This is a genomic window from Nocardia pseudobrasiliensis NBRC 108224 (genome assembly GCF_001613105.1).
Taxonomy (GTDB): domain Bacteria; phylum Actinomycetota; class Actinomycetes; order Mycobacteriales; family Mycobacteriaceae; genus Nocardia; species Nocardia pseudobrasiliensis.
The window spans coordinates 1-16807 of the sequence record NZ_BDBS01000077.1; the positions used below are offsets into that span (position 1 = coordinate 1).

Consider the following 16807-nt stretch of genomic DNA (forward strand, 5'->3'; position numbering starts at 1 on the left):
ACCCACCACAAACCCTCGGCGCGCGTCCATCCCAAACCGTCAGCGCGCGTCCACCACAAATCCTCAGCACACCCCAGCCCAAACCCTCGACGTACATCCGCCCAGGCACCCGCATGTCCACCCACATGCCCGGCGCGTGCCGCTACCCCATTTCCCCCGCCGCGAGCGTCAGCGAGTGGTGGGGGAGGAACTTGTGATGGGAGTTCGACTATGACCAGAAGCGGGAACTCGGCGTTGAATGCCGCGCGGCGGGAACGGGAGCTGCGGGAGCTGGGTGATGTGGGGATCGTCGATGTACTGGTCGTCGGTGGGGGGATCACCGGGGTCGGAGTCGCGCTCGACGCTGCTGCTCGGGGGTTGCGGACGGTGTTGGTGGAGAAGCGGGATCTGGCCTTCGGGACCAGTCGGTGGAGTTCGAAGTTGGTGCACGGTGGGTTGCGGTATCTGGCCAGCGGCGGGGTGGGGATCGCGCATGAGAGTGCGGTGGAGCGGGATATTCTGCTGACGCGGACCGCGCCGCATTTGACTCGAGCGATTCCGCAGGTGGTTCCGTTACTGCCGAATATCGGTGCGGCGCAGCGGGTTCTGGTGCGGGCGGGATTTTTCGCGGGGGATGCGCTGCGGCGCACGGCCGGAACCTCGGCCGCGGTGCTGCCGCGCTCGCGCCGGGTGGCCGCGGCCGAGGCGTTGCGAATGGCTCCTACGTTGCGGCGCAACGGTTTGCGTGGTGGCCTGCTCGCCTGGGACGGGCAGCTCGTCGATGATGCCCGCCTGGTCGTGGCCATTGCCCGCACGGCCGCCGCGCACGGGGCGACGGTGCTCACCCGGGTGGAGGCCACCCGCGTCACCGGCGATTCGGCCGAGCTGCGCGACGCCCTGACCGGCGAAACCCTCAGCGTGCGTGCGCGTTCGGTGATCAATGCCGCGGGCGTATGGGCCGATCGGGTCGATCCGAGTATCGAACTGCGCCCCAGCCGCGGCACCCACCTGGTCTTCGACGCGGCCGCGTTCGGCGGTCTGTCCGCCTCGCTGACCGTCCCGATCCCGGGCAGCACCAGCCGATTCGTCTTCGCCTTCCCGGCCGCGCACGGGCGGGTGTATCTGGGCCTGACCGACGAGGACGCCCCGGGCCCGGTCCCCGACGAGCCCGAACCCACCGATGCCGAAATCGACTTCCTGCTCGATACGGTCAACACCGTCCTGCGAGAACCCTTGCGCCGCAGCGATATCCGCGGCAAATTCGCGGGCCTGCGCCCACTGCTGCGCACCGCCGACGACAGCACCGCCGACATCTCCCGCGAACACGCCGTCCTGCACTCCCCCGGCGGCCCGATCACCATCGTCGGCGGCAAACTCACCACCTACCGCCAAATGGCTCAGGACGCCGTCGACGCGGCCGTCACCCACGCTCGCCTACCGGCGGGTCCCAGCACCACCGATCGAATCCCTTTGGTGGGCGCGGTATCCGGCGCGGCCCGCGACCGCATTCCGGCTCCCCCGCTGCTGGTCGAACGCTACGGCAGCGAAGCCGCGCTGATCACCGAACTCGCGGCGACCCATCGCGACCTCGCCGCACCCGTGGCCCCGAATCTCGATGTCCTACAGGCCGAATTCGCCTACGCCATCTCCCACGAGGGCGCCCTCGACGAATCCGACCTGCTCGACCGCCGCACCCGCCTCGGCCTGGTCACCGAGGATCGAACGGCCGCACTGCCTTCGGCGCGCGCGGCCTTCGCGGCACAGCGATAGGTCTCAGATATTGTTGCCGCCCAAGCTGAACGACACGCCGCCGGGATCGATGACGCTCGCGATGCGGCCGTAGGGCGTGTTCTCCGGACCCCGCTCGACCGAACCGCCCAGATCCACCAGCGTCTTCACCGCGGCGTCCACATCGTCGACGCCGAAGTAGGTCCGCCAGCTACCCGGAACACCCGCGGGCAGGAAGGCCGAGGAGTCCATCACCCCGCCCAGCATCGGGGAGGTGGCGTGAATGGTGGTGTAGCGGAATTCGGGGGTGTCGGAGACGGTGAACGGATCCTGCCAGCCGAATACCTCGCGGTAGAAGCCGAGGGCGCGGTCGTAATCGGCGGTATGCAGTTCGAACCAGGACGGATAACCGACGTGGTCACTCCACCGCCCGCCGTCGACCAGGCCGAACGCCCCGAATCCGGTATGCACCGCGGGCTGCCACACGCCGACACCGGCCCCGCTCGGATCACCCAGCACGGCCATACTGCCCAATTCGCCGACCCGCATCGGCGGCACGACCACCCGACCACCCTTCGCGGCCGCGGCCTCGGCGACGACCTGGGCGTCGGGCGCGGCCAGATAGACCGTCCACTGATCGGGCGCGCCGTCGGAACCGTCGTTGCGCATACCGCCCGCGACGGAATTGCCGTCCTTGCGGAAGGTGATGTATCCGCCGAAATCCGGATTGCTCTCGGCGGTCCAGCCGAGCAGCTCGCCGTAGAACTCGACGGCTCGATCGGTATCGGTGGCGTACAGCTCGACCCAGCACGGATCTCCGGGCTTGAAGGTGTAGGACATGGCAACTCCTGGTCGGGTGGGATTCTCAGCCATTAGGACGGGACCCGCGCGCGGAATTCATCGGAGTCGAGTGGGTAGCGTTAGTGAACTTACTCGCGTACGCTCCTGCCATGACGGAGTGGCAGCCCACGGCATGCATCCTGTGCGAGTGCAACTGCGGGATCCAGATCCTGCTGGGCCCCGACGGCAGATCCTTCGACAAGATCCGCGGCGACAAACTGCATCCCGCCTCGGCCGGTTACACCTGCAACAAGGCGCTGCAGCTGGACCACTACCAGAACGGCCGCACCGGCCGCCTGACCGCACCGCTGCGCCGCGGTCCGGACGGCAACTTCGTCGAAATCGACTGGGATACCGCGATTTCCGAGATCGCGGCCCGGCTGCGCGAGATCGGCCTGCGCCACGGCGGCGAGTCGATCTTCTACTACGGCGGCGGCGGTCAGGGCAATCACCTGGGCGGCGCGTATGCCACCGCGACCATGGCCGCGTTCGGCATGCGCTATCGCTCCAGCCCCCTGGCCCAGGAGAAGACCGGCGACTTCTGGGTGGGTGCGCGAATGGCCGGACATCCGATGCGCGCCGATGTCGAACATGCCGAGGTCGCGCTGTTCGTCGGTAAGAATCCCTATCAGTCCCACGGTTTTCCGCGCGCACGCTCGGTGCTCAAGGAGATCGCGCGCGATCCGGAACGATCGATGATCGTGCTCGATCCGGTGCGCACCGAAACCGCCGAACTGGCCGACTTCCACCTGCAACTGCGCCCCGGCACCGATGTGTACCTACTCGCCGCGATGGCGGCGATCCTGGTGCGCGACAACCTGATCGACCACGACTGGCTCGCCGAACACGCTCTCGGCGTCGAGGAGGTCCTCGCGGTCCTGCGCGCTGTTCCGATCGAAAAGTACTGCGCCATCGCCGATGTCGAACTCGATCTGGTCACCGCCGCCACGCACCGCCTGGCCCGGGCCGCCTCGGTGGCCGCGCTCGAGGATCTCGGCGTGCAGATGAACCGCTACTCCACGGTGGTGAGCTACGCGGAGAAGCTGGTCTGGCTGCTCACCGGCAATGTCGGCAAGCCCGGCACCCAGTACGCCTTCACCGGCCTGTCCAATATCGGCTTCGATCGCGGTCATCCGGCCGGGGAGGGTCCGCGCAGCCCGGTCGCCGGTGCGCCGATCATCAGCGGACTCGTCCCGTGCAATGTGATCGCCGAGGAGATCCTCACCGACCATCCCGACCGCTATCGCGCCATGTTCATCGAGAGCGCGAATCCGGTGCACTCCCTTGCCGATTCGGCCCGAATGCGCGAGGCGCTGGCGGCGCTGGAACTGGTGGTGGTCGTCGATGTGGCCATGACAGAGACGGCCCGCCAGGCCGACTACATACTGCCCGCGCCCACCCAGTTCGAGAAGTACGAGGCGACGTTCTTCAATTTCGACTTCCCGCGCAACATCTTCCACCTGCGCCACCCCGTACTGCCCGCCCCCGACGGCGTACTGCCCGAACCGGAGATCCACGCCCGCCTGGTCGAGGCCGCCGAGGCGCTCACCGAGGACGACTACATACCGCTGCGGGCGGCACTGGCCCAGGGCCGTGAGGCGTTCGCCATGGCCTTCCTGGGTGTAATGGCCGATCGGAACAAGGCGAAACTCGCACCGGTCCTGCTGTATCGCACGCTCGGTCCGACCCTGCCCGACGGTGCGGACGCGGCGGCGATGCTGTGGGCGGCGGCGCACAACTGTGTGCGCCGATTCCCGCAGAGCGTCGAAAGAGCCGGATACGGAACGGGTCTCGCGGCCGCCGAGGCCCTGTTCGAGGCGATCCTGACCGGCAGGCACGGCATCGTGACGACCGAGGACGACTATGAGGAGACCTGGAACCGGCTGCGCGACAACAAGGTCCAGCTGAACATCCCCGAACTGCTGAGGGTGGTCGCCACCCTGCCCGAAACCGACGACGACTCCGTCGAATGGCCGTTCGTCCTGGCCGCGGGCGAGCGCCGCGCCTTCACCGCCAATACGATCATCCGGGATCCGCGCTGGCGCAAGCGGGATGCGGGCGGCGCGCTGCGCATCAGCCTGGCCGACGCCGAACGCCTCGGCCTGTCCGCGGGTGACCGGGTCCGCCTGACCACCCGCCGCGGCAGCGCGGAGGTTCCGGTCGAGCCGACCGACCGCATGCGGGCGGGCCATCTGTCGCTGCCGAACGGTTTGGGCCTCACCGTCACCGACGCCGACGGCGCCGATATCACCACCGGCATCGCCCCGAACGAATTGACCACCCTCGACTCGCGCGACGAATGGGTCGGCACGCCGTGGCACAAGTATGTCCCGGCCCGGCTCGATACCGTGGAGCCATGAAGCGCACCACCTTCGCCAACTGGCCCTGCTCGGTCGCCCGCGCCGTCGACCTGATCGGCGACTGGTGGACGCCGCTGGTGCTGCGCGAGGCCTATTACGGCACAACGCGTTTCGACGATTTCGAACGCGTACTCGGATTGAGCCGCAATGTCCTCACCCAGCGCCTGAACCGCCTGGTGGAGGAGGAGATGTTGGTCAAGGTGCGCTATTCGGAGCGCCCGGCCCGCTACGAGTACCGCCTCACCGACAAGGGCCGCGACTTCTTCCCGGTCCTCGCCGCCATCCAGCGCTGGGGCGACGACTGGCTGGCCCCCGAATCCGGCGCTCCGGTCATACTCCATCACACCGCGTGCGATCACGACACCCGCGCCGAGGTCGTCTGCGCCCACTGCCGTGAACCCCTACGCCACGAACAGATATCGGCCAAACTGGGCCCGGGCTTTCCGGAGCGCCTGCGCGAAAGCGCCATGGCCACCGGACGTTTCACGCCCGAAGCCTAATCCTCGCGTGCCTCGAGTTTGGGCACCAACCGCTCGAGCATCCCCGCCAGCAGCGTCTCCTCGTCGGCGGTGAGCTCGGCCAGAGCCTTGTAGGCCCGCACCTGCGCCGCGCGGATCCCGGCGGCCAGTTCGCGGCCCTCCTCGGTGGCGGCCAGATATTTCACCCGTCGATCCGACGGGTTCACCGTGCGCCGCACCAGCCCGCGCGCCTCCATGCGATCGGCCACACCCGTCAGGTTCGACGGGTCGCACGCCAGCTGGGCGGCCAGGGCCCGCATGGGCTGTTCGCCGGGCGGCTCGTTGAGCGCCAACAGCAGCTTGGCCTGGGTCAATGTGAGCCCGTGCCCCTCGGCCGCGGTCAGGAAATCGTGCATGTAGGCGGTTACGAATCGGGCGATCAGCAATGTGAGCGGACTTGTTGTTGTGGCCGGGCTCATAGGCCTGATCCTACCTCCACGATTGACAGGGCTAATCTTTGAAGCCTTAGATACTTGAATACTTCAAACTTATCAGCGCTCAAACATCTGGAGGTGTCCGTGACGGAGCGAAAGGGCTCGCTACTGACCGGCGTCCTGGCGTTCGCGGCGATGATCGTGACGGTGATGCAGACCCAGGCCGTGCCGATCCTGGGTCTGATCGCCACGAAGCTGCACGTGTCCACCACGTCGGTGAGCTGGGTGACCACGGCGACGCTGCTGTCGGCCGCGGTCTGCACGCCGCTACTGGGCCGCATCGGCGATCTGTACGGCAAGAAGCCAACACTGCTGGCCGTACTCGTGGTGGCCGCGGTCGGTTCGACCGTCTCGGCGCTGGCGAATTCGCTGGGCGTCCTACTGGTCGGCCGCACGCTGCAGGGCGTCGCGACCGCGATCTTCCCGCTCGCGCTGGCGATGCTGCGCGAGGAGGTTCCGCACGAGCGGCTGCATCACGCGATGGCCATCGTGAGCGGCACGCTGGGCTTCGGCGGCGGCCTCGGCCTGGTGGCCACCGGCCTGCTGACCAAGGGCAGCGATCCGAACTACCACATCGTGTTCTGGTTCACCGCCGGGCTTTCGGTGCTGGCGCTCATCGCGGCCGCGGCCGTGGTGCCCGCCACCGGCAAACGCCATCCGGGCAGCGTCGATCTGCCGGGCGCGGCCGCCCTGGGTGGATTCCTGGTGCTGCTGCTCCTGCCGATCTCGCAGGGTCACGAATGGGGTTGGACCTCGGCGAGCACCCTGGGTTGCTTCGCGGCCTCGATCGTCTTCGCGATCGCGTGGGTGATCATCGAGCGCAAGGTCGCCGCGCCGCTGGTGGATCTGAAGATGTTCACCCATCGCCCGGTGCTGTTCACCAACCTTGCCGGTATGTTCGTCGGCTTCGCGATGTTCCTGCTGTTCATGGGCATTTCGTATCTCGCCCAGATGCCCAAGCACGCCACCGGATACGGCTTCGAGGCGTCGATCCTGCGCGCCTCGGTCGAATACCTGCTGCCCACCGCGCTGGCCTCGATGGTGGCCGCCCCGCTCGGCGGCATCCTGGTCGGCAAGGTCGGCGGACGGCTCGTGCTGGCCCTGGCCGGACTGGTCGGCGTGGCCGGATTCGTCTGGCTGGCACTGTCGCACGATTCGACCTCGTCGGTGATCTGGGCCGGTGTCGTGGTCGGCGCATCGATCAGCCTGGCCTACGCCGCGATGCCCGCGCTGATCGCCGGTGCGGTGCCGCATCACCAGAGCGGTATCGCCAACGGCATCAACTCCATCTCCCGCACCGTCGGCAGTTCGCTGGGCAGCGCGATCATCACCACGCTGCTCACCGCCAAACTGCTGCCGCATCTGCCGCTGCCCGAGGAGGGCCAGTTCACGGTGGCGTTCTGGGTCGGCGCGGGCGCTTGTGCCGCAACGATTCTCGCCGCCCTGCTGGGCCTGCGTCCCGAGGACCGCGGTTCCGAGGCCGAGGCCGAGGAGGCGGAACTGATCCCCGCGGCGGTTTAGCCGACACAGCCGCGGAATGCCGAAACGGGCTCGGACACCCTGCTGTCCGAGCCCGTTTCGCGTTCTCATTCGAGCGACACCAGCTCCCGATACTCCTCGGTCCACAAATCCTCGTAGGCGTCCGGGAGCACCAGCACGCGCCCCGGACGCAGCGCATCGATCGCGCCCTCGTCGTGGGTGACCATGATGATCGCCCCCGGATATCCATCGATCGCCGCGAGCACCTCGGCGCGCGAGGCCGGATCGAGGTTGTTGGTCGGCTCGTCGAGCAGCAGCACATTCGCGCCCGAATGCACCAGGCCCGCCAGCGCCAGGCGGGTCTTCTCGCCGCCGGACAGCACACCGGCGGGTTTGTCGGCATCGTCGGAACCGCTGAAAAGGAACGCGCCCAATACCTGTCGCACCTCGGCGTCGCTCAGCCGCGGGGCCGCGGCGGCCATATTCTCTCGCACGGTCGCCGCCGAATCCAAGGTGTCGTGCTCCTGGGCGAAATAGCCCAGCCGCAAGCCCGGACCCGCCACCACACGACCGCTGTCCGGGGCCTCCCGGCCCGCGAGGATCCGCAGCAGCGTGGTCTTACCCGCGCCGTTGTGCCCGAGGATCACCAGGCGGCTGCCGCGATCGACGGCCAGGTCGACACCGTCGAGCACCCGATGCGAGCCGTAGGACTTGCCGATACTGATGGCGCCCAGCGGAATTCGCCCGCACGACTGCGGTTCCGGCAGTCGAATCCGCGCCACCTTCTCCGCGCGCCGCCGCGGCTCCACCTCGGCCAGCATCCGATCCGCGCGCCGGGCCATATTCCGCGCGGCCACCGCGGTGGCCACCCGGGCCTTCATCTTCTCGGCCTGGGCGTGCAGCGCCGCGGCCTTGCGTTCGGCATTGGCGCGCTGGCGAATCCGACGGCGCTCATCCGAATCGCGCTGCGCCAGATAGCCGTTCCAGCCCGTGTTGTAGACATCCAGCGCGGCGCGCTGCGGATCGAGGTGAAAGACCCGGTTGACGAAACCCGCCAGGAATTCGGCGTCGTGACTGATCACCATCAATCCGCCCGAATAGCCGTGCAGATATCCGCGCAACCATCCGATCGCGTCGGCATCCAGATGGTTGGTCGGCTCGTCGAGCAGCAGGGTGGAACCGTTGCCGCCGAACAGGATCCGCGCGAGCTCGACCCGGCGACGCTGACCGCCCGACAGCGCGGCCACCGGCTGCTCGAGCATCCGGTCCGCCACGCCGAGCCCGGCGGCGATCCGCGCGGCCTCCGCCTCCGCGGCATAGCCCCCACCGGCCTGGAAGACCGCCTCGGCCCGGCCGTAGGCGCGCATGGCCCGTTCCAGATCGGCGGAGTCCATGGCCGCGGCCATAGCCGCCTCGGCCGAACGCAGCGCGCGCACCGCGGCATCGAGGCCACGCGCGGACAACAGCCGATCGGTGACCGTGATCGCCGGATCAACGGTTCGGGGATCCTGGGCGAGCAGATCGACCGGTCCGGTGGCGGCGACGGTCCCGGCCGCGGGGCGATCCAGACCTGCCAGGCAGCGCAGGAGCGTGGTCTTCCCCGCGCCGTTGCGCCCGATGAGGGCGATGCGGTCGCCGGGGGAAAGGGTGAAGGAGGTGTCGGCGAGCAGCACGCGGGCAGCCACGCGCAGCTCGACACCGCGAACGGTGATCATGGGAGTTGCTCCGAATCGAGTTGAAGACAGACTTCTGGCGGGGAAGTGAGTCCTCAGCTAAGAGATTCGGGGCGTCGACATGCCCCCGATGCTAGCGGCGCAGCGAAGACTCAGCCACCGAATACATTGCAGGCGCCGAGGATGTCCACGCCCTGTCCCACCGACAACTCCAAGGTCGCGGCCGGGACATCGGGCGTCTGATTCTCCTGGACCGCGGCCAGAATATGGCGGCCCTGGGCGCTGGGCACCCACGGAATCAGCGCGTACGCGCCGCCCGGCTTCGCCCACCCGATCAACTGTCCGTTGTCGAAGAAGGCGACCCGTCCCACCGGTTCGGTGACAAAGGCCTGCAAGGTGTAGTGGCAGCCCGTGCCGTAGTTGGTCGCCGAGCCGAAGGCGATATCCGGGGTCGAACCGAGCCGGGTCACGGCGGCCTCGGCGGGCGCGGCCAGTGCCACCGCCGCCGCGCTCGCGAGCAGCCCGATGCCAATCCTGCTGATCATGTGCGTCCTCGTTGGTCCTGGTGCGGGGAGGTCGGGATCGATCCTTACCCGCCGAGCGCCGAAACGGGGTGAGAACCGCCCGATTGTCGGGTTTCCGACGGGAGGAGGACGATAGAGACATGCACCGCGACGCACCGACCCGCGACATCGACGAAACCCAGGTGACCGTCACGCCGCCGAAGGACAGCGCGGCGGGCGTGCGAGCGGTCACCGTGGCGCTCGAGCGCGCGGTGGAGGAGATGGGCGTGATCCGCACCGCGCGCACCCTCGCGCGGGTCAATCAGCGCCACGGCTTCGACTGTCCGGGCTGCGCGTGGCCCGAACCGTCCGGGCATCGCCGCCCCGCCGAATTCTGTGAGAACGGCGCCAAGGCCGTCGCCGAGGAGGCGACGCTGCGCACGGTCACCCCGGAATTCTTCGCCGAACACTCCATCGCGGAACTGTCGGACAAATCCGGCTACTGGCTGGGCCAGCAGGGGCGACTCACCCATCCGATGGTGCTGCGCCCCGGCGCGACGCACTACTCCCCCATCGAATGGGACGAGGCGTATCGCCTGATCGCGAATGCGTTGCGCGAGTTGGACTCTCCCGACCGGGCCGTGTTCTACACCTCGGGCCGCACCGCGAACGAGACGGCGTTCCTGTATCAGCTGCTGGTGCGCAGCTTCGGCACCAACAATCTGCCGGACTGCTCGAATATGTGCCACGAGTCCTCCGGCACCGCGCTGACCTCCTCGATCGGCATCGGCAAGGGTTCGGTCTCGATCGATGATTTCGCCCGCGCCGATCTGATCATCGTGGCCGGGCAGAATCCGGGCACCAACCATCCGCGCATGCTGTCGGCGCTGGGCACGGCGAAAGACAACGGCGCCAAGGTGATCGCGGTCAATCCGCTGCCCGAGACCGGACTGATCGGCTTCCGCGATCCGCAGACGATCAAGGGCCTGACCACCGGCATCACCATCGCCGACGATTTCCTGCAGATCCGCCTCGGCGGCGATATGGCGCTGTTCCAGGGGCTGGCGCGGCTGCTGTTCGAGGCCGAGGACCGCGCGCCCGGCACGGTGATCGACCGGTCCTTCGTCGACGCGCACACCGCGGGCTTCGCCGAATACGAAAAGCATATCCGCGCGGTCGATCTCGACCTGGTCGAACAGGCGACCGGCCTGACCCGCGAACAACTCGACCGCACCGCGCGACTGCTGATCGAATCGAAGGCGACCATCGTCTGCTGGGCGATGGGCCTGACCCAGCAGCGCCACGGCGTGGCCACCATCGAGGAGATCACCAATCTGCTGCTCGTGCGCGGCATGATCGGCAAGCCGGGCGCGGGCGTCTGCCCGGTGCGCGGCCACTCCAATGTGCAGGGCGACCGGACCATGGGCATCTGGGAGAAGATGCCCGAAACCTTCCTGGCCGCACTGGATTCCGAATTCGGCATCACCAGCCCGCGCGAACACGGCTACGACACCGTGGCCGCGATCCGTGCCATGCGCGACGGGCGGGCCGAGGTGTTCTTCGGCATGGGCGGCAATTTCGTCTCCGCCACCCCCGATACCGAAGTGACCGAGGCCGCGCTGCGCGGCTGCGCGCTGACCGTACAGGTGTCCACCAAACTCAACCGCAGCCATGTCGTGCACGGGCGCACCGCACTGATCCTGCCCACCCTCGGCCGCACCGACCTGGATGTGCAGAACGGGGCGAAACAGCAGGTTTCGGTGGAGGATTCGATGTCGATGGTGCATCTGTCGACCGGTCGGCTCAGCCCGGTCAGCGACGCCCTGCGCAGCGAGGTGGCCATCGTGTGCGAACTGGCCCAGGAGCTGTTCGGACCCGACCATCCGGTGCCGTGGGCGCGGCTGCGCGGCGATTACGACGCCATCCGCGACGCCATCGGCCGGGTGGTACCCGGCTGCGCCGACTACAACCGGAAGGTGCGCGAGCGCAACGGTTTCCAGCTGCCGCATCCCCCGCGTGACGCCCGTGAGTTCCGGACCGCCAGCGGGAAGGCGAATTTCGCTGTCAACGAGCTGACCTGGCTGCCGGTGCCGGAGGGGCGGCTGATCCTGCAGACGCTGCGCAGCCACGACCAGTACAACACCACCATCTACGGCCTCGACGACCGCTATCGCGGAATCCACAACGGCCGCAAGGTGGTTCTGGTGCATCCGGACGATATCGCGGCCTTCGGCTTCACCGAGGGCGAGCTGGTCGATCTGGTGTCGGAGTGGACCGACGGCAGCGAGCGCCGGGTCAGCGGATTCCGGCTGGTCTCGTATTCGACCCCGCGCGGTAATGCCGCCGCCTATTATCCGGAGACCAATCCGCTGGTGCCGCTGGATCATGTGGCCGAGCGCTCGAATACCCCGGTATCCAAGGCGATCGTCATTCGGCTGGAACGGGTTTCGAGTGAGTAGGGTGACCGCGCGCAGGCGGACGGTTCGCATTTCCCCCGCCGGTTCGACCGAGCGGCCGGACACCCTGGCGGTGGAGGAACCGCTGGAATTGCGCATCGATGGACAGTCGCTGACGGTCACCATGCGCACGCCCGGCAGCGATATCGATCTGGCCCACGGCTTCCTGCTGAGCGAGAACATCATCGGCTCGCCGGAGGATATCGTCAGTGCGCGCTACTGTGCCGGGACCGATGCCGACGGGCGCAATACCTACAATGTGCTCGATATCCAATTGCGCAGGCCCACACCGATTCTCGCACGCAACTTCCTGACCACCAGCGCATGCGGACTGTGCGGTAAGACCGCGCTGGACGAGGTGCGCACCCGCACACGCTTTCCGATTCCCGCGTCGGGCCCGCTGCTGGACAGCGAAGTCCTGTCGGCGCTGCCGGATCGGCTACGGTCGCGGCAGAGCGTTTTCGACGCCACCGGCGGCCTGCACGCGGCCGGACTGTTCACCACCGACGGCGAGATGCTGGCCGTGCGCGAGGATGTCGGGCGGCACAATGCGGTGGACAAGGTGATCGGCTGGGCGCTGCGCGAAAATCGGGTTCCCGCACACGATCTCGTCCTCATCGTCAGCGGTCGCGCCTCGTTCGAGCTGGTACAGAAGGCCGTCATGGCCGGGATCCCGATCCTGGGCGCGGTATCCGCGCCGAGTTCGCTCGCGGTCGATCTGGCCGCCGAATCCGGACTCACCCTCGCCGGATTCGTGCGCGGCGACACGATGAACATCTACTCGGCCGCGCATCGCCTGAAAGTCCGTCCGTGAACACTTGTTCACAGTCCACGTTGGAATTACTGTAACTCCCAACCGGAATGCGGCGGCGAACGGGGAGGCTCCGATGCGAATCTCGGTGCAGCGTGCGGGCGAGAACCTGCGGGTGCGGATGCGACTGGATGTGAATCGACGGCGCTGGTTGATCACCGAGATCGCCCTCGGCGCGCTGACGGCGGTCGGGGTTGTCATCGGATTGTGGGCGGTGGTCGCGCCGGAGGCGTGGTATCGCAGTTTCCCCGGCCTCGGCATGCATTGGGTCTCGGTGGACGGGCCCTACAACCATCATCTGACCGCCGATGTGGGGGCCTATTTCCTCGGTCTGGCGGCGGTGTCCGCCGCCGCGCTGTATTACGGCGACAGCCTGCTGGCCCGGGTCTCCGGACTGGGCTGGACGGTGTTCGGGGTGATCCATCTGGTCTATCACGCCGCACACCGACCGGCCGATATGCCCACGGGCAGTTACGTTCTCATGCTGATCTCGGTGATCGTGCTACCGGCACTGGGCCTGGCCGCCCTGCTGGCCGCACCCCGCGAACGCATCCGATTTCGTGACCCCGCACCGATGACTTTCCGTCTGCCGGGCCGTCGTAACAGGTGAGATTCCGAGGGCGATGAGCAGATATCGGACGAAGGTTCAACGGCGAACCAGGGAAGATCAACGGCGATCTTCGACAGCGGGCGCGGCCGGGGCATCGGCCGCCACCGGGTCCGACACAGAGGGCACTACTTCCTCGCGGGGCACCGCGGCGAGGATGGCCAGGGCGTTGAGGAAACCGCGGCGGTCGGCGACAGTGAGCCTGCCCAGCAGTTTCTCCTCCCTGGCCTGGATCTCGGCCCGCACGGCGTCGTGCAGGGCACGCCCCGCCGGAGTCAATGCGAGCAGCCGGGCCCGTCGATCGGCCGGATCGGGCCGGCGCTCGATCAACCCTCGCCCCTGCAGATCGTCCAGCACCGGAATGATCCGCGTCTTGTCGGCCCCGATCTCCTCGGCCAGCACCCCCTGCCCGCGAGCGGCTCCCCGCCCGAGCGCCACCAGCACGGAGTATCCCCACATACTCACCCCGTGCTCCTCCAGCACCGGCTTCTCGAGCGCCATCAGCAATCGCCCCAACGGCACGATCATCGCCGCCAAATCCGCCCGCTCGGTCTCACCCATGCCCCCAAACTAACGTGTTCTCCCGTCCGGGTTCCCTTCAGTTCGGCCAGCGGGGCGACCGCCCCAGCGCGCTGAGGATCCGATCGAGATCGGAAGCAGCCGTGTCGACCGCGACGGCAGGCGCGAACGCCGCCCCCGGAGTCTGGCGTATCTCGTTGTCCGGCACGGCCAGCGCGATCTCCAATGCGGGACCGGCGAGTTCGGCGGGCAGGTCGTAGTCCAGCCCCAGAGTCGCGGCGACATCCCAGCCGTGCACGACGTAGTCGATGAAATGAAATCCGACGGCCTGCGCCCCGGGCGCGGTGAAGTCCTCGGCAAACTCCGGCAGCGCGAAATCCCGTTCCAGCACACCGGGTTCCGCATAGGCGGCCAGCACATCGGCAGCCGCATCCGCATAGTCGGCAACCGGATCATCGGCCAGCCCGCGAACCTCCCAGATCCCGAGATCTCCCCCGTTGCCCCTGGCAGCCGCGGCGAAGCCCCGATGCTGAACGGTCATATGCGCCAACAGATCCGACAACTTCCACGCCGAACACGGCGTAGCCCGCTCCAGATCCCCAGCGGTCACCCGCGCCACGAGGGCAACGCTGTACTCCACAGCCCGCCGATTGAATTCGAGAATATCCACCATGCTCAAATAATAAGCATGTACACATCATATGTCCATGCTTATTATCTACAAAGGCGTAAGGAGACGAACCGCGCAACGGACGCCCGGCGCGCGAGACAGCCGTACGTCGGTGGTGAGCAGTTCACAGTCGTACGCCTCCGCCGCGGCGACATATGCCGCGTTATACGCGGTGAGATTGCCGCGCAGTTCCCAAATGCGAGGGACGAGAACGCGAGTCAGCGGCACCTCGGGATCCAGCTTCTCGAGTGCGGCGACGGCATCGGCGGCGCGGCCATCGGCGATCTTGCCCGCCCGGAGAAGACGACGGACGACGGACAACACCTCAACCGTCCAGTGCTGAGGCGCAATCCAGCGATCGTCACTCTCGAGCGCCTTCCGGCACTGCTGCCCCGTCACCGCCTCGTCCAGCAGGGCATGCACAAAGACCGACGCATCGACAACGATCACCGCGTTGCCGCCGGATCGTCCAGCGCCGCATCGCGATCGGCACGCTCAGCGTCCAATGCGGCCGTCACATCATCCGGATTCAACACACCCCCGGGCCCGAACCGCTTCAACACGGCCAGGTTGTCCTTGCGGCGCGCCTCGTCGCGAATGAGATCGAACAGGTACGCCTGCAGCGATTGCCCTCGCTCGCGCGCGAGGACCACAAGCTTGTCGCGCAACTCTTCGGGAACGTCACGGATCTGCAAGGCAACCATGCATGCAATAATACATGCACGGATCCTTCCGGAACGCGGAACGAGAGCGGGCCCGGGAGGATGTCTCCCGGGCCCGCTCTCGTGTACGGGTGATTAAGCCGACTTCTCGCGGCGCTCGGTGCGGGGCACCGGCTTGCGGGGGACGATGGTCGGCAGGACGTTGTCGTTGACCGTATCGGCGTTGACCACGACCTTGGCGACGTCGTCGCGGCTGGGGATGTCGTACATCACCGGCAGCAGGACCTCTTCCATGATGGCGCGCAGGCCGCGGGCGCCCGTGCCGCGCAGGATCGCTTGATCGGCAACGGCTTCCAGGGCGTCGGTGGTGAATTCCAGTTCCACGCCGTCCATTTCGAATAGGCGGACGTACTGCTTCACCAGCGCGTTCTTCGGCTCGGACAGGATGCGCACGAGCGATTCCTTGTCCAGGTTGGTGACCGAGGCGACGACGGGCAGGCGGCCGATGAATTCGGGGATCAGGCCGTACTTGATCAGATCCTCCGGCATCACCTCGGCGAAGTGATCGGCGGTGTCGATATCGGCCTTGGAGCGGACCTCCGCACCGAATCCGATGCCGCGCTTGCCGACCCGGTCCTGCACGATCTTCTCCAGACCCGCGAACGCACCGGCCACGATGAACAGCACGTTGGTGGTGTCGATCTGGATGAATTCCTGATGCGGATGCTTGCGTCCACCCTGCGGCGGCACGCTGGCCTGGGTGCCCTCGAGTATCTTCAGCAGCGCCTGCTGCACGCCCTCGCCGGAAACGTCGCGGGTGATCGAGGGATTCTCGGACTTGCGGGCGATCTTGTCGACCTCGTCGATGTAGATGATGCCCGTCTCGGCGCGCTTGACGTCGTAATCGGCGGCCTGGATCAGCTTGAGGAGGATGTTCTCGACATCCTCACCGACATAACCGGCCTCGGTGAGCGCGGTGGCGTCGGCGATCGCGAACGGCACGTTGAGCATCTTGGCCAGCGTCTGCGCGAGATAGGTCTTGCCACAACCGGTGGGACCCAGCATCAGGATGTTGGACTTGGACAGCTCGACCGGTTCGCCCCGGTTGTCGCGGCCCTTGTCGCCGGCCTGAATACGCTTGTAGTGGTTGTAGACGGCCACGGCCAGCGTGCGCTTGGCGGCGTCCTGACCGATGACGTACTGCTCGAGGAATTCGCGAATCTCGGCCGGCTTGGGCAGCTCGTCGAGTTTCACCTCGCTGGACTCGGCCAGCTCCTCCTCGATGATCTCGTTGCACAGATCGATGCACTCGTCGCAGATGTATACACCCGGTCCCGCAATGAGCTTCTTGACCTGCTTCTGGCTCTTTCCGCAGAACGAGCACTTGAGCAGATCGCCGCCATCACCGATGCGCGCCATCTCGTGGGTCCCTACTTCCTTGTCCGCGTGCAACCGTCTGTCTCGGAAGCCGACAAGCCGCCTTCGAACTACGCTACCCGCCCCACATCGATCGGTGTCACGCGCCGATGGGATTTTTCGAAGCTTTCGGCAGTTTTGTTCTCAGGTCC

Annotated in this window: 16 protein-coding genes; 7 read left to right on the top strand and 9 right to left on the bottom strand. The window is 67.3% G+C overall.

Annotated features, from left to right (window positions below):
* Window positions 1–210 precede the first annotated feature (210 nt).
* Window positions 211–1749, top strand: a complete 1539-nt coding sequence (locus tag NP4_RS38505) for a glycerol-3-phosphate dehydrogenase/oxidase (protein ID WP_068009281.1) — start codon at window positions 211–213, stop codon at window positions 1747–1749.
* Window positions 1750–1752: 3 nt separating this feature from the next.
* On the opposite strand, the gene NP4_RS38510 is transcribed toward NP4_RS38505, so the two are convergent.
* Complete coding sequence (locus NP4_RS38510) at window positions 1753–2547, bottom strand: VOC family protein (protein ID WP_068009283.1); 795 nt, start codon at window positions 2545–2547, stop codon at window positions 1753–1755.
* Window positions 2548–2657: 110 nt separating this feature from the next.
* Between NP4_RS38510 and NP4_RS38515 the strand changes: the two genes are divergently transcribed.
* Both NP4_RS38515 and NP4_RS38520 read left to right on the top strand, forming a co-directional pair.
* Window positions 2658–4907: a molybdopterin-dependent oxidoreductase gene (locus NP4_RS38515; RefSeq protein WP_068009286.1), complete on the top strand. Its 2250-nt coding sequence runs from the start codon at window positions 2658–2660 to the stop codon at window positions 4905–4907.
* Window positions 4904–5407 carry a winged helix-turn-helix transcriptional regulator gene (locus NP4_RS38520; RefSeq protein ID WP_068009289.1) on the top strand — a complete coding sequence of 168 codons (504 nt, stop codon included), beginning with the start codon at window positions 4904–4906 and terminating at the stop codon, window positions 5405–5407. Before NP4_RS38515 ends, NP4_RS38520 begins: the two co-directional genes overlap by 4 nt.
* Here NP4_RS38520 and NP4_RS38525 read toward each other — a convergent pair.
* Window positions 5404–5844, bottom strand: a complete 441-nt coding sequence (locus NP4_RS38525; RefSeq protein ID WP_062508461.1) for a MarR family winged helix-turn-helix transcriptional regulator — start codon at window positions 5842–5844, stop codon at window positions 5404–5406. The genes NP4_RS38520 and NP4_RS38525 overlap by 4 nt on opposite strands.
* Window positions 5845–5943: 99 nt before the next feature.
* Between NP4_RS38525 and NP4_RS38530 the strand changes: the two genes are divergently transcribed.
* The gene (locus tag NP4_RS38530) at window positions 5944–7380 is read left to right on the top strand and encodes an MFS transporter (RefSeq protein WP_245998330.1); all 1437 of its coding nucleotides are present in this window, start codon (window positions 5944–5946) and stop codon (window positions 7378–7380) included.
* Window positions 7381–7445: 65 nt separating this feature from the next.
* Here the strand turns inward: NP4_RS38530 and NP4_RS38535 are convergent, their stop codons facing one another.
* Both NP4_RS38535 and NP4_RS38540 read right to left on the bottom strand, forming a co-directional pair.
* Entirely contained in the window at window positions 7446–9053 is a 1608-nt protein-coding gene (locus NP4_RS38535) for an ABC-F family ATP-binding cassette domain-containing protein (RefSeq protein WP_068009292.1), read from the bottom strand.
* Between the two features lie 110 nt (window positions 9054–9163).
* Window positions 9164–9556 (bottom strand): hypothetical protein, encoded by a 393-nt coding sequence (locus NP4_RS38540; protein WP_068009295.1) that lies wholly within the window; start codon window positions 9554–9556, stop codon window positions 9164–9166.
* Window positions 9557–9675: 119 nt separating this feature from the next.
* Between NP4_RS38540 and NP4_RS38545 the strand changes: the two genes are divergently transcribed.
* The 3 genes from NP4_RS38545 (at window position 9676) to NP4_RS38555 (ending at window position 13391) form a co-directional block, all read left to right on the top strand.
* Window positions 9676–11973, top strand: coding sequence for an FdhF/YdeP family oxidoreductase (locus NP4_RS38545; protein ID WP_068009299.1), 2298 nt, complete (start codon window positions 9676–9678; stop codon window positions 11971–11973).
* On the top strand, window positions 11966–12784 hold the full coding sequence (gene fdhD, locus NP4_RS38550; protein WP_068009302.1) for a formate dehydrogenase accessory sulfurtransferase FdhD: 819 nt from the start codon (window positions 11966–11968) through the stop codon (window positions 12782–12784). Before NP4_RS38545 ends, fdhD begins: the two co-directional genes overlap by 8 nt.
* A gap of 73 nt (window positions 12785–12857) precedes the next feature.
* Window positions 12858–13391 (top strand): hypothetical protein, encoded by a 534-nt coding sequence (locus tag NP4_RS38555; protein ID WP_068009305.1) that lies wholly within the window; start codon window positions 12858–12860, stop codon window positions 13389–13391.
* Between the two features lie 57 nt (window positions 13392–13448).
* On the opposite strand, the gene NP4_RS38560 is transcribed toward NP4_RS38555, so the two are convergent.
* From NP4_RS38560 to clpX, 5 genes are all read right to left on the bottom strand, one after another.
* Complete coding sequence (locus NP4_RS38560) at window positions 13449–13949, bottom strand: MarR family winged helix-turn-helix transcriptional regulator (protein WP_068009309.1); 501 nt, start codon at window positions 13947–13949, stop codon at window positions 13449–13451.
* Window positions 13950–13986: 37 nt separating this feature from the next.
* Window positions 13987–14580, bottom strand: coding sequence for a TIGR03086 family metal-binding protein (locus NP4_RS38565; protein ID WP_068009312.1), 594 nt, complete (start codon window positions 14578–14580; stop codon window positions 13987–13989).
* A gap of 45 nt (window positions 14581–14625) precedes the next feature.
* Entirely contained in the window at window positions 14626–15027 is a 402-nt protein-coding gene (locus NP4_RS38570) for a type II toxin-antitoxin system VapC family toxin (RefSeq protein ID WP_068009316.1), read from the bottom strand.
* The gene (locus NP4_RS38575; RefSeq protein WP_068009320.1) at window positions 15024–15281 is read right to left on the bottom strand and encodes a hypothetical protein; all 258 of its coding nucleotides are present in this window, start codon (window positions 15279–15281) and stop codon (window positions 15024–15026) included. The genes NP4_RS38570 and NP4_RS38575 overlap by 4 nt, the downstream gene beginning before the upstream one ends.
* Before the next feature lie 93 nt (window positions 15282–15374).
* Entirely contained in the window at window positions 15375–16658 is a 1284-nt protein-coding gene (clpX, locus tag NP4_RS38580) for an ATP-dependent Clp protease ATP-binding subunit ClpX (protein ID WP_068009342.1), read from the bottom strand.
* Between the last annotated feature and the right edge of the window lie 149 nt (window positions 16659–16807).

Coding starts and splice junctions, on each gene's coding strand:
- NP4_RS38505 (WP_068009281.1), top strand. CDS start 211: ATGACCAGAAGCGGGAACTCGGCGTTGAATGCCGCGCGGCGGGAACGG.
- NP4_RS38510 (WP_068009283.1), bottom strand. CDS start 2,547: ATGTCCTACACCTTCAAGCCCGGAGATCCGTGCTGGGTCGAGCTGTAC.
- NP4_RS38515 (WP_068009286.1), top strand. CDS start 2,658: ATGACGGAGTGGCAGCCCACGGCATGCATCCTGTGCGAGTGCAACTGC.
- NP4_RS38520 (WP_068009289.1), top strand. CDS start 4,904: ATGAAGCGCACCACCTTCGCCAACTGGCCCTGCTCGGTCGCCCGCGCC.
- NP4_RS38525 (WP_062508461.1), bottom strand. CDS start 5,844: ATGAGCCCGGCCACAACAACAAGTCCGCTCACATTGCTGATCGCCCGA.
- NP4_RS38535 (WP_068009292.1), bottom strand. CDS start 9,053: ATGATCACCGTTCGCGGTGTCGAGCTGCGCGTGGCTGCCCGCGTGCTG.
- NP4_RS38540 (WP_068009295.1), bottom strand. CDS start 9,556: ATGATCAGCAGGATTGGCATCGGGCTGCTCGCGAGCGCGGCGGCGGTG.
- NP4_RS38545 (WP_068009299.1), top strand. CDS start 9,676: ATGCACCGCGACGCACCGACCCGCGACATCGACGAAACCCAGGTGACC.
- NP4_RS38555 (WP_068009305.1), top strand. CDS start 12,858: ATGCGAATCTCGGTGCAGCGTGCGGGCGAGAACCTGCGGGTGCGGATG.
- NP4_RS38560 (WP_068009309.1), bottom strand. CDS start 13,949: ATGGGTGAGACCGAGCGGGCGGATTTGGCGGCGATGATCGTGCCGTTG.
- NP4_RS38565 (WP_068009312.1), bottom strand. CDS start 14,580: ATGGTGGATATTCTCGAATTCAATCGGCGGGCTGTGGAGTACAGCGTT.
- NP4_RS38575 (WP_068009320.1), bottom strand. CDS start 15,281: ATGGTTGCCTTGCAGATCCGTGACGTTCCCGAAGAGTTGCGCGACAAG.
- clpX (WP_068009342.1), bottom strand. CDS start 16,658: ATGGCGCGCATCGGTGATGGCGGCGATCTGCTCAAGTGCTCGTTCTGC.